The sequence below is a fragment of the Nocardia sp. NPDC058640 genome, from assembly GCF_042716995.1.
Lineage (GTDB): Bacteria > Actinomycetota > Actinomycetes > Mycobacteriales > Mycobacteriaceae > Nocardia.
Map to the genome: position 1 here is coordinate 86,993 of NZ_JBHXRG010000021.1, position 12,360 is coordinate 99,352.

A 12,360-nucleotide genomic window follows, 5' to 3' on the forward strand; every position below is an offset into this window, starting at 1 on the left:
TCGATTCTCGCTTTCTCACTCAGACCGAACGGACCTGGTCGATCAGGTCGAACAGCGCGTCGTCATCGGCACCGTCGATGTTGTCCACGAGCTCACTGTTCGCGCCGCCGCGCAGGGTGCGCACGAGGTCGTTGATCCGCACCATCAGCTCGTCGACCCGCTCCGGCGGCAGTTCCACGCCGACGCAACCGGCGGCGAGTGCGTCGAGCTGTCCGACGATCCGCGCTCCCGGATCGTCCACGGGGGCGATCTCGGTGCGCAGGTAGTTGGCCAGTGCCGCCGCGTTGGGGTAGTCGAACACGATCGTGGTGCGCAGTTTCGCGCCGGTCGCGGCCTCGAGTCGGTTGCGGAACTCCACGGCGCCCAGCGAGTCGAAACCCAGGTCGGTGAACGCGGTTTCGGCGGGCACGGCCTCTGCGGACGCGTGGCCGAGGACCGCGGCCGCGTGTGAGCGGATGACGCCGAGAATGATCCGCTCCTGTTCCGCGGGTTCCTGCCCGATCAGGCTCGACAGCAGTTTCACCGACTCGTCGCTGCCGCTCCCGGCCGCCCGGCGTGGACCACCGCGCAGCAACGACCGCAGCATCGCGGGCATGTCGTCCACGTCGCCCAGCGAGCTCAGCGCGGTGAGGTCCAGGCGGGCGGGGACCGCGAGCGGCCTGCCGGTCGTCAGCGCGGCATCGAACAGGGCCATGCCGTCGTCGTCGGTGAGCGGGATCAGGCCTTCGCGGCGCATCCGCTGCAGGTCACGCTCGGTGAGGTGGCCGGTGATGCCGGTGCCGCGCTCCCACAGACCCCACGCCATGGCGGTCGCGGGCAGTCCGCGGTGCCTGCGGTGGTGGGCCAGCGCGTCGAGGAAACCGTTGGCGGCGGAGTAGTTGGCCTGGCCGGGGTTGCCGAGCAGGCCCGCGATCGAGGAGTACAGGACGAACATCGACAGGGCGTGCCCGCTGGTGACTTCGTGCAGGTGCCAGGCGGCATCGGCCTTGGGGCGGAACACCTTTGAGATGTGTTCGGGGGTGTGCTTGGTGAACAGGGCGTCCTCGACGACGCCGGCGGTGTGGACCACCGCGGTCAGCGGGTGTGCGGCGGGGATCGCCGCGATCAGGGCGGTGAGGGCGTCGCGGTCGCTGACATCGCAGGCGGCGATGTCGACCTGGGCGCCGAGCGCGGACAGTTCGGCCGCGAGTTCGCCCGCACCGTCGGCTGCGGGTCCGCGGCGGCTGGTAAGCAGCAGGCGCCGGGCACCGTAGGCGGTCACCAGGTGGCGGGCGGCCAGTGCGCCGAGCCCGCCGGTGCCGCCGGTCACCAGGACGGTGCCGGCGGGATTCAGCGGGGTCGGCACGGTCAGCACGTACTTGCCGACGTGCCGGGCCTGACTCAACTGCCGGAAAGCCTCGGGTGCCCGTCGAACATCCCACCTGGTCACCGGAAGCGGTTGCAGCACACCGGATTCGAACAGGGTGCGCAACTCGGTCAGGATCTCGTGCAAGCGGTCCGGCCCCGCCTCCATCAGGATGAAGTTCTGGTAGCGCACGCCGGGATGGGTCTGTGCGATCTCGTCGGCGTCGCGCAGGTCGGTCAGGCCCATCTCGATGAACCGACCGCCGCGCGGGAGCAGGTCCAGCGACGCGTCGACCTTGTCGCCCGCCAGCGAATCGAGCACGACGTCGACACCGCGACCGGCGGTGACCTCGAGGAACTTGTCCTTGAAGTCGGTCGTCCGGGTGTTGCCGATCCGTTCGTCGGCGAAGCCGTTCGCGCGCAACACATCCCACTTGCCCGGACTGGCGGTGACGTACAGGTCCAAGCCGAGGTGTCGAGCCAGTTGCACCGCGGCCATGCCGACACCGCCGGTGGCGGCGTGGATCAGCAACGACTCCCCCGCCCGCACCTGAGCCAGGTCGACCAGGGAGTAGTAGGCGGTGGCGAACACGATCGGCGCGGCGGCCGCGTCCTCGAAGGACCAGCCCGCCGGGATCTCGATGACGGTCCGCTGATCGGCCACGACGGTGGCGCTGACGCCGGTGAAGATGCCCATCACCCGGTCGCCCACCGTGAAATCGGTGACGTCAGGGGCGATGTCGACGATCACGCCCGCACCTTCGCCACCGATGGCGGTGTCGGGGATCGGGTACATCCCGAGCACGATCAGCACGTCACGGAAGTTGACACCCGCCGCCCGGACAGCGATCCGTACCTGCCCCGGTCCCAGCGGCTCCACTTCGGGCTGCGGGGTCAGAATCATGTTGTCGCCGTGGAGAGTTCCCCGGCCGTGGTCGACCAGTTGCCAGTCGCCGCCGGTGAGCAGTTCGGCCGATCCGACTGTGTCCGCCCCAGCGCGGACCAGGCGTGGCGCGTGCGTTTCACCGTGTCGGATCGCCAACTGCGGCTCTGTGGGGTGCGCGGCGGCGATCGACACCGCCTCCCGGTAGTCGCCGCGACCATCGAGATCGAGCAGCGCGATGCGCCCCGGATGCTCGTTCTGCGCGGTACGCAGCAGCCCGTTCACGGCGGCACCGGCCAGATCGGCGACATCTTCGGCACCGTGTACCGCCACCGCGCCGTTGGTCACGAAAACGATCAGTGCCTTGGTGAACCGGTCATCGGCCAGTAGTTCCTGCACCACCGTCTGCACGGCAATGACGGACTCGCGCAAGGCATCCGGGCGGAGCCGACTGGTCGACTCGACATCGGTGGCGCGATCGACCGTAGAGCCGGGCGCGATGGCATCGCCGAGAACGCGCACGACAACGAGGTTCCTGTCGGTTCGTTCGCAATACTCCACCGAGACGCACTCGGCCGCAGACTCCAGCTGGGTCCATTCGCCCTGTCCCCCAACAGGTTCGACCCCCGGAACCCCCACCCAGTTCATCTCGTACAGCCCGCCATCCGAGGTCGACGGCCGCTGCCCCAAGGCCTCCAGCGAGATCTCGCGCAGCGCAAGGGATTCCGCGCTAGCGACAAGTCGGCCCGCCGAATCGCTGAGTTCCAGCCGGATCCGGTCCGTGCCCGCGGGCGTGAGACGAACACGCAGCGACGTCGCACCGACCGCGTGCAGCGACACACCTTCCCACGCGAACGGGAGACGGATCTTGCCCGATTCGGTCGGCCCGACCGTGCCTGTCGCGATCATCGCGTGCAGTGCGGCATCGAGCAGCGCGGGATGCAGCCCGAAGTCGGCGGCCTCCGCCGCATCCGACTCGGGCAGAGCCACTTCGGCCAGCACGTCCTCGCCATGACGCCAGATCTGCCCGAGACCGCGGAAGGCGGACCCGTAGTGATACCCGACAGCCGCCATCGCCTCATACGGCTCCCCCACCGCCACCGCGACAGCGCCCACCGGCGGCCACGCACCCCCATCGGCCGGAACCATCGCGATCTCCGCCGCCGGTTGCAACGTGCCGGTGGCATGTCCGATCCACGGCAGTTCTTCGCCGGAAGCAGTCTGCACACGTGAATACACCCCGACCGTCCGGTGCCCTGACTCCTGCGCCGGACCGACGATCACCTGCAGCTCCACCGCGCCGCTCTCGGGCACCACGAGCGGCGATTCCAGCACGAGTTCACCCACGACCGGGCAGTCCACCAGTTGTCCTGCGTGCCAAGCGAGTTCGATGAACGCCGTGCCGGGCAGCAGCACGGCGTCACCGATGCGGTGCCCGGCCAGCCACGGATGCGAGTGCAACGACAGTCGTCCCGTCAGCAGCAGCCCGCCGTCCTGAGCGAGGCCGATCTTCGCACCGAGCAGCGGGTGCTCGGCGGCATCGAGCCCGGCGCCACGCACATTGCTGCCCTCGGACACCGCGAGCCAGTACCGGTCACGCTGGAAGGCGTACGTCGGCAGCTCGACCGACTGCGCGCCGGACCCTTCGAACAGCACGGACAGATCCAGCGCGGCCCCGCTCGAGTACAGCGCCGACAGTCCCGCCACGAACGCGAGGTCACCCGCGATGCCGGGTCGCTGCAGCGCGGCAGCGGTCAAAGCCTCACCGTCGTCGGCGATTTCGTGCACCATCGCCGTCAGCGCGGCACCGGGCCCCATCTCGGCGAAGCAGGTCACCCCGCCCTGTTCACGCGCCCACCGCACCGCATCCAGGTAGCGAACAGGTTCGCGCAGGTGACTCACCCAGTACTCCGGCGAACACAGTTGCGCCGCCTCGGCCACCTTGCCGGTGAGCGCCGAGATCACCGGCAGCGTCGGCGGGCGATAGGTCAGACCGCGGCACACGGCACCGAATTCCGTCAGCACCGCGTCCATCCGCGGCGAATGGAAGGCGTGACTCACCCGCAACCGGGTGGTCCGCACGCCGTCGGCCGTCAACTGCTCGGCGATGGCCTCGACCGAACTCGCCGCACCCGAGATGACCACGGACGCAGGCCCGTTCACGGCCGCGATGCTGACATCGTCGTAGAGGCGGATCAGATCGGCGACGGTCGCCGCGTCGGTGGCGACCGCGACCATCGCACCACCGGCGGGCGCGGACTGCATCAGCCGGCCACGCGCCGCGACCAGGGTGCACGCGTCGGCGAGCGACCACACCCCCGCCACATGGGCCGCCACGATCTCACCGATCGAGTGCCCCATCACGAATGCCGGTCGCAGGCCCCATGATTCGGCCAGCCGGTACAGCGCCACCTCCGTCGCGAACAGAGCAACCTGGGTGATTTCGGTGCGATCGAGATCCCCGCTCGGATCGTCGGCGAAAACCAGTTCACGCAAAGGGATTTCGAGGTGCTGATCGAACTCCGCGCAGATCTCGTCGAACGCTGCCCGATACACCGGAAAGCCGTCGTACAGTTCGCGCCCCATGCCGACGCGTTGCGCACCCTGGCCGGGGAACATCACCGCCGTCACCGCCGCAGTCACGGTGCCGCGCACCACATTCGGCACCGACCGCCCCTGCACCAGTGCACGCAACCCCTCGGTCAGCTCCTCGAGATCGTGCCCGACGATCACCGCACGGTGATCGAACCGGGCGCGAGTCTCCAACAAGGACGCACCGATATCGACCGCTTCGACCTCACGATCCGCATCGACCCGGTCGAGCAGGGCACTGGCCTGAGCAGTCACCGAGTCAGCGGAGCGAGCGGTCACCACCCACGGAATAACCGCCGGCGCAACAACTTCGGGCCGATCCGCGGGCACGTCGTCCCCCCGCTCGACAACAACATGCGAGTTCGTGCCGCTGATCCCGAACGACGACACCGCCGCACGCCGCGCACGCCCGGTCTCGGGCCACGGCTGCGCCTGGGTCACCAACCGAACCGTGCCCGCGGACCAGTCCACATGCGGCGTGGGCTCATCGACATTCAGCGTCGGCGGCACCACCCCGTGCCGCATCGCCATCACCATCTTGATCAGCCCACCGACCCCGGCGGCCGCCTGCGTGTGCCCCATATTCGACTTGAGCGACCCCAACAGCAGCGCCTGCGCACCGTCGCGCTCGGCACCATAGGTCGCGAGCAGCGCCTGGGCCTCGATGGGATCACCGAGCCGGGTTCCGGTGCCGTGCGCCTCGACCACGTCCACATCGGTCGTGGTCAACCCGGCATCCGCCAGCGCGGTCCGAATGACGCGCTGCTGCGACCGCCCGTTCGGCGCGGTCAAACCGTTGGACGCCCCATCGGAGTTCACCGCGGTCCCACGCACCAGACCCAGGATCTTGTGCCCGTTGCGCCGAGCCTCGGAAACGCGCTCGAGCAGCAACATGCCCACGCCTTCGCCCCACGCGGTGCCGTCAGCGCCGGCGGCGAAGGACTTGCACCGACCGTCGGCCGCCAGGGCCCGCTGGGTGGAGAACGCGACGAACGCGGCGGGCGTCGCCATCACGGTGACACCGCCGGCCAGCGCCAAGGTCGACTCGCCGGAGCGCAACGACCGCACCGCCTGATGGATCGCGACCAGCGACGACGAGCACGCGGTGTCCACGGTGACCGACGGCCCTTCCAGACCCAGCACATACGACACCCGCCCCGAGGCGACGCTGGATGCCTGACCGGTCATCAGGAAGTGCTCGATCGTCTCGCGCACCCGATCGTCGAGATCACGCGAGGACGGAGCCTCGGAGTCCGGCATCAAACCGACGAAAACACCGGTGGCACTGCCGCGTACGGTCGTGGGGTCGATGCCCGCGCGCTCGAACGCCTCCCAGGCGGTCTCGAGCACCAGCCGCTGCTGCGAATCCATCGCCTGCGCCTCGCGAGGACTGATCCCGAAGAAGTTCGCGTCGAACTGGGTGGCGCCGTCGAGAAAGCCGCCCGTGCGCACATACGACTTGCCGGGCACACCAGGTTCCGGATCGAACAGGCCCTCGATATCCCAGCCACGATCGGCCGGCCACTCCGACACCAGACTGCGCCCGTCCACCGCCGCCTGCCACAGTTCCTCGGGCGAGGTGACCCCGCCCGGATACCGGCATGCCATGCCGACGATCGCGATGGGCTCGGTGGCCCGCGCCTCCACATCGTCGAGACGTGCCCGGGTGGTCTGCAATTCCCGGATCGCCTTCTTCATGTAAGTGCGTAGTTCGTCTTCGCGAGCCATAGGGCAAACATCTCCTGCATCAGCGGTAATCGAAGGGGAGGCGAGCAGTGGGGCGGGGTCGGGTATTCGCCCCGACGGTCTACTCGACAACACTGATGGGCGTCACGCTACGACAGCGCACCGCAGAATTCGGTGCGGGCGGGACCGGTTTGGGAAACGACCAATCGTCGCGGCGGTGTCCCTGACAATTTCCAAACGCATTGCCACCGGGTTGCCGCGATTCGTAAGGTCATGCGCCATGGCAAGGACTCCCGATCCGCTACCGGATCAGCACGGCCGACGATTCGTTATCACCGGTGCCAACGGCGGCCTGGGCGAGGAAGTGACCCGCACCCTCGCCGCCCATGGCGCGACAGTGATCATGGCGTGCCGCGACCCGCAACGCGGGCAGGCCGTCGCCGATCGACTCACCGGCGATATTTCGGTGGCGGCGCTGGATCTTGCCGATCTGTCCGCTGTGCGGCGATTCGCGCAAACCTGTGGCGAATTCGATGTGCTCATCAACAATGCCGGGTTGATGAATGTGCCGTTCGCGCGCACCGTCGACGGATTCGAAACACAATTCGGTGTCAACCATCTCGGCCATTTCGCCCTGACCGGCCTGCTCCTGGACCGGATCAGGGATCGCGTCATCTCGGTGTCGAGCATTTCGCACGGCTGGACGAAAACGCTGCCGCTGGACGATCTGCGTTTCGAGAAACGTCGATACAGTCGACACAGCGCCTATCCGGAATCAAAACTGGCAACCCTGATGTTCGGCCGCGAACTCCAGCGCAGGCTGCACGGTTCAGGGTCGTCGCTGCGGTCCTACACCGTGCATCCCGGCGTCGCACCGACCGGGCTCGTCGCCAAGACGCAGACCCCACTGGACTGGGTCTCCGAGCCGTTCATCCGTTTGATCGGCCAATCACGCACCGCCGCAGCACAATCCATCTTGTTCGCCGCCACCGCACCGGACGCGGACCCCGACACCTATTGGGGTCCGACCAAGCTGTTCAACACCCGCGGCCCGCTCGGCGCCTGCCCCTCGAGCGCATTGTCGCAGGACCGGGCGCTGTGGCAACAGTTGTGGACCGCGTCCGAACGCGCCACCGGCGTCCGCTTTCCCGCCGCGGCGGTGATGCATGAGAACTAGTCTGCGCACCCTCGCCTGCGCCGTCATGGTCGGGCTACTCGCCGCCACGGGCCCCCAGCCGGCCACGGCGTCCCCGGTCTATCCCGCACCGGACCCCGACCCCTTCTACGCCGCGCCCGCCGACCTCGCCGCGCACGAACCCGGCGCCGTGCTCGCCGTCCGCGTGCAGGAACCGCTGCCCTACTTCCCCACCGCCACAGTCACTTTGGTGAAGTTCCGGTCCAACGACTCCCAGGGTCGCCCGATCGCAGCGACCACCACGATCCTCACCCCCAAAGACCACCGCCCCGGCGCGCCACTGCTGTCGTACCAGCACATCATCAACGGCCTCGGCACCCAGTGCGCGGTCTCGCGTGCCCTCTACGCCTACGACCCGAATCTGCTCTATCGTGCTGTGCCACTGCTGAATACGATGCTGCTGCGCGGTTGGAGCATCGCCCTGCCCGATCACCTCGGCCCGAACGCCGCCTACGGTGCGGCCAAACTCGGCGGGCAGATCACCCTCGACGGCATCCGCGCCGCCACCAGGGTCGCGGAACTGGGACTCGCCGACAGCCCGTCGGCCATGCTCGGCTACTCCGGCGGCGGCATGGCGACCGGCTGGGCCGCCGCGCTGGCCCCGCAGTACGCGCCCGAACTGCGGCTGGTCGGGGCCGCGCAGGGCGGTGTGCCGATGAACATCACCACCATGGCGCGCGCCCTCGGCTTCGCCCCGCATCCCATGTTCGGGCTGGCCATGGCCGCGGCGCTCGGGCTCGAACGCGAGTACCCCGACCGCCTGCCGATCACCGGGCAGCTCAACAACACCGGCTTGGCCGTGCGAGACGCGATGTCCAACGGCTGCACCGTTGAACTCATCGCCGCGGGTGCCATGCACAGTGCCTCCGATCTCGCCTCTACCGTCTCGCTCATCGACGACCCGCGCGCGTGGGAGGTGGGCGACTTGAACAGCCTCGAACTGTTCGAACCCGTTCCCACGATGCCGATCTTCGAATGGCACACGCCCATCGACCCGCTCATCCCCGTCGACGCGGTCGAGCGCACCAACCAGCGCTACTGCCGGGCCGGGACGCCGGTGCAGTCCGAGCTGTATCCCAGCCCCGATCACCTGGCCACCGCGGTCATGGGTTTTCCGTCTGCCGTCGCGTGGCTGGATGCCCGCTTCCGCGGCGAGCCCGCGCCGAGCAACTGCTGACCCTCCCCCAGTAAGGATCCACCATGCGCCGCATCTGGACCGCCGCGCTGACGGTGCTGTTATGCACCATCAGTGTCGGAATGTTCGCTCCCGCAGCAACTTCCGAACCGCAGTACCCGACCCCCGATCCCGACCCGTTCTTCGCCGCACCGGCCGACATCGGCGACTTCGCCCCCGGTGATGTAGTCCGCAAACGCAAGTTCAACCTCGGCCCCTACCAGGGCACCGACATCTGGCACGTCGCCTTCCGCTCCACCAATTCCGCCGGCGACCCGATCATGGGCGTGACCACGGTCATGATCCCCGCGGGGGTGGCCAACCCGCCGCTGGTGTCGTATCAGGCGCTGATCAATTCCCTTGGGACCAAGTGCAATCCGTCCCATTCACTGCTCAGTGACGAAACCCCCGACGCGTTCGGCGCGGTCCTGCCGCTGGGCCGCGGCTGGGCGGTCGCCCTGCCCGACTACCTGGGCCCCAACGTCGCCTATGGCGCGGCCAAGCTCAGCGGCATGGTCACCCTCGACAGTGTGCGAGCGTTGCAACGCGCCACCGAACTCGGTCTGGGCCAGTCCCAGATCGCGTTGGCCGGCTACTCCGGCGGCGGACTGGCCACCGCATGGGCCGCGGCCATGCAACCCACCTACGCCCCCGAATTGAAGCTGGCGGGCGTGGCGGCGGGCGGCATCCCCGCCGACCTCGAACAGATGGCCCTCGGCATCGGCTTCGGCCACCACCCCGGCTTCGGCCTCGCGTGGGCAGCGGCCATGGGCCTGGAACGCGAATACCCGCAGCGCCTACCCATTTCCGAGCAGCTCAACAGCGAAGGACTGTGGTACCGGGACTTCACCGCCGACGAATGCCGCCGCTTCCTGCTGTTCCACGGCATCGTCCGCAGCGCCGAACAGCTCGCGGCGACCAAGTCCCTGATGGACAACCCCGAAGCGCGAGCGGTGTTGCGGGAGAACAGCTTGCGGCACTACCCCGGCATCCCCGAAACCCCGACCATGCTGTGGCAGGGCGTCTTCGACGGTCTCACGCCCTACGATGCCGTCGCCGACGTCGCCGCCCGCTACTGCGAGGCGGGCGCACCGATCACGTTCTCCCGCTACCAGATCGCCGAACACATGACCACCGCGGTGGCGGGCCTGCCCGAAGCCTGGAACTTCATCGAAGCCCGATTCCGCAACGAACCGGCCCCGACCCGCTGCTGAACACAGCACGCCGACCCGCGCCGATCAGAACAGGCTGGTCTGCGCGGGTTCGGCCACGGCATCGATCGAGGAGTCCAGTTCGATGCGACGGCCGACCAGGCGAGTGTCGTTGACCAACACCAGTTCACTGGCGCCCGCGGTGTCACGGCACGCGATCGTATGCCCGTGCGCGGTGACCGCGTCGATGATGTATTCGCCTGGCTCCCCGGCGATTTCGGTGGCGACCGGGAAACGGCCGTGCTCGAGGATGGTGGCGTAGAAGTCGCGCCCGCCCGACCACGCGACGTCGGTGCGCGTAATGTCCGCGGGCAACGTGCTCGCCGCGTGCTCGGCCGCGTCGGCGACCGCGGATTCCAGCGCCACCCACGGCCGCAAGGGTTTGGTCAGAATTCGGGTCTTGGTGACACCCGCGACCATCTGCCCGATCCCGGCCCGCTCGGTGACCGTGCGTTCCAGATCCCGAACATGCAGCCCGTCGGGCGAATCGGTGATGAACCGCGCCACCAGCGCACCCTGTTCGAACAGCCGGCGATGCCGCCGCGACGCCGACGCCGTGCCGACCTTGGTCATGCCGTCACCGAAATACGCGATGTACAGGTGATGCGGTTGCGCCATGTAGTCGCGGACCTGTTCGGGCAGCGCCGACAGCGGGCCGCGGTGGCTGTGCACCACCGACCAGCCCTCCTTGACCCGACACTGCTCGCACTGCCGTCCACTGTCGACCGCAGCCCCGCGCGGGCAAGCGATACGACCGCGACCGGCGGACCCGAACCCGTTGTACCCCAGGCAGTATCGCCGGGAATCGGTGATCCGGAACGCCAGCCGCGTGCCGATGCCCGGCAGCCGCTCGGTGGTCCCGTCTTCGCGCAGCAGCTCGTACCACCATCGACCCTGCTCGTCCCAGCGCGTGCCGCAGTACAGGGCCGTGGAGATCATCGCTGCAACCTACCCGGCCGATCAGTGCCGATCACAACCGAGCCGCCGAAACATATCTGAACCTCCAGTAACCCCTGCACGATTTCCCGTGCCCCCGATCCGCAAGTACCTTGAGCGCATCAGCAGGGGTGCGAACTGGTAAGGGGAAAACAATGGACGATCTGGACCTGCTCCACGACACGGGACTCAGTGTGACAACGACCGTCCATTTGGATTGTCTGACAGTGCAACTGATGACCGCGGTGGAATCCTGCTCACGCGACGGAATTCCGTTTCCGCGAATATGGGAAGAGGTCGAGGACGCCCTCGACATGGTGCCCCGAGATCTCCCCATCGAATGGCGTTTGGAATTACGTCAATACCTCAGCGACCACGTGGTCTCGGCATTCATGAATGCACCCGACAGTGGCGGGACCGTCGATCGAGTCACGAACAGCGCGATATCTCGCACCCCGATAATTCACGACCTCGATACCCGCCAGGTCGACCGACCCGACGGGATCGACTGATCAGCGTCCGAATCGGGCGTTCACCCAGGTGAGGGCGTCGTTGTTGCCCGCCGCGAGCACGCCGCGGTGGTCGACACCAGGATAGGTGCGGTATTCCACGGGCCGACCGGTCAACTGTTGCTGGGCGACCATGGCGTCGGTGCCGGTCGGCATCACCACGACGTCTGCCTTGCCCTGTAGCACCAGCAGCGGGGCGGTGAAGGTCAGCCCGGTGGGGTCGTTGTCGTCGAGGACTCGGATCAGGGCGCTGGGATCGGCGTCGGCGGAGAAGGCTTCGTTCGCGCCGATATCACCCCAGGAGTCTTTGGCACGCAGCTGGCCGATGCAGCGGTCGTCGGCCTGGTCGATCTTCGAAGCTGCTTCGGGCGCAAGGAATTTCGTCGGATCGATGTCGGCGACGGTTTGGGCACCACGCACGAACAACGGCATGAACGACAACGACCCCGCGGGCGCGACCTTCGCGCCCAGGCCGGTTCGTTTGCTGACAACCCCCGCCTGCACAACTAGTCCCAGATGCGAAGCGGGCGCCAACGCCACCGACCCCAGCAACTCCAACTGCGGAACCCATTGCTGCGCCCGCGCATTCGCGAACACCGCCGCCTGACCGCCCTGCGAATGCCCCATCGCCACCGGCGTCCCGAGCCCCTGATAATCGGTCTGCGCCACCGCATATCCCGCAGCCACCCACTGCGCGAGCGTCTCCCGCTTGACATCCTCCCGACCTTGAAGGGTCGGGATTCCTCCTGAACCTTGCGGCTCTCCGGTGGGTTCCTGTTTCACAGGGACGTGCCTTCCGCTAGGCGGCAGGACTTACGGTCCCTCCGCAG

General features: G+C 68.0%; 7 protein-coding genes. 4 read left to right on the forward strand and 3 right to left on the reverse strand.

The features are described 5' to 3' along the window. Positions 1-19 precede the first annotated feature (19 nt). Positions 20-6,547 carry a type I polyketide synthase gene (locus ACFWU5_RS21080; protein WP_379268355.1) on the reverse strand — a complete coding sequence of 2,176 codons (6,528 nt, stop codon included), beginning with the start codon at positions 6,545-6,547 and terminating at the stop codon, positions 20-22. 238 nt (positions 6,548-6,785) lie between these two features. Here ACFWU5_RS21080 and ACFWU5_RS21085 point away from each other — a divergent pair, with 238 nt between their 5' ends. Genes ACFWU5_RS21085 through ACFWU5_RS21095 form a run of 3 tightly spaced genes read left to right on the forward strand, consistent with a single transcriptional unit; the run spans position 6,786 to position 10,088 of the window. Beyond that, complete coding sequence (locus ACFWU5_RS21085; protein ID WP_379268356.1) at positions 6,786-7,682, forward strand: SDR family NAD(P)-dependent oxidoreductase; 897 nt, start codon at positions 6,786-6,788, stop codon at positions 7,680-7,682. Beyond that, positions 7,672-8,877, forward strand: a complete 1,206-nt coding sequence (locus tag ACFWU5_RS21090; RefSeq protein WP_379245620.1) for a lipase family protein — start codon at positions 7,672-7,674, stop codon at positions 8,875-8,877. Before ACFWU5_RS21085 ends, ACFWU5_RS21090 begins: the two co-directional genes overlap by 11 nt. A gap of 23 nt (positions 8,878-8,900) precedes the next feature. Further along, on the forward strand, positions 8,901-10,088 hold the full coding sequence (locus ACFWU5_RS21095) for a lipase family protein (RefSeq protein ID WP_379245622.1): 1,188 nt from the start codon (positions 8,901-8,903) through the stop codon (positions 10,086-10,088). A gap of 24 nt (positions 10,089-10,112) precedes the next feature. Here the strand turns inward: ACFWU5_RS21095 and ACFWU5_RS21100 are convergent, their stop codons facing one another. Further along, positions 10,113-11,024 (reverse strand): hypothetical protein, encoded by a 912-nt coding sequence (locus ACFWU5_RS21100; protein ID WP_379245624.1) that lies wholly within the window; start codon positions 11,022-11,024, stop codon positions 10,113-10,115. 152 nt (positions 11,025-11,176) lie between these two features. Between ACFWU5_RS21100 and ACFWU5_RS21105 the strand changes: the two genes are divergently transcribed. Further along, on the forward strand, positions 11,177-11,533 hold the full coding sequence (locus tag ACFWU5_RS21105; RefSeq protein ID WP_379245626.1) for a hypothetical protein: 357 nt from the start codon (positions 11,177-11,179) through the stop codon (positions 11,531-11,533). On the opposite strand, the gene ACFWU5_RS21110 is transcribed toward ACFWU5_RS21105, so the two are convergent. Next, positions 11,534-12,199 (reverse strand): lipase family protein, encoded by a 666-nt coding sequence (locus tag ACFWU5_RS21110; RefSeq protein WP_379268357.1) that lies wholly within the window; start codon positions 12,197-12,199, stop codon positions 11,534-11,536. Positions 12,200-12,360 lie beyond the last annotated feature (161 nt).

Bases quoted from the DNA above. Each gene is read 5' to 3' on its own strand.
- ACFWU5_RS21080 (WP_379268355.1), bottom strand. From the start codon at position 6,547: ATGGCTCGCGAAGACGAACTACGCACTTACATGAAGAAGGCGATCCGG.
- ACFWU5_RS21085 (WP_379268356.1), top strand. From the start codon at position 6,786: ATGGCAAGGACTCCCGATCCGCTACCGGATCAGCACGGCCGACGATTC.
- ACFWU5_RS21090 (WP_379245620.1), top strand. From the start codon at position 7,672: ATGAGAACTAGTCTGCGCACCCTCGCCTGCGCCGTCATGGTCGGGCTA.
- ACFWU5_RS21095 (WP_379245622.1), top strand. From the start codon at position 8,901: ATGCGCCGCATCTGGACCGCCGCGCTGACGGTGCTGTTATGCACCATC.
- ACFWU5_RS21100 (WP_379245624.1), bottom strand. From the start codon at position 11,024: ATGATCTCCACGGCCCTGTACTGCGGCACGCGCTGGGACGAGCAGGGT.
- ACFWU5_RS21105 (WP_379245626.1), top strand. From the start codon at position 11,177: ATGGACGATCTGGACCTGCTCCACGACACGGGACTCAGTGTGACAACG.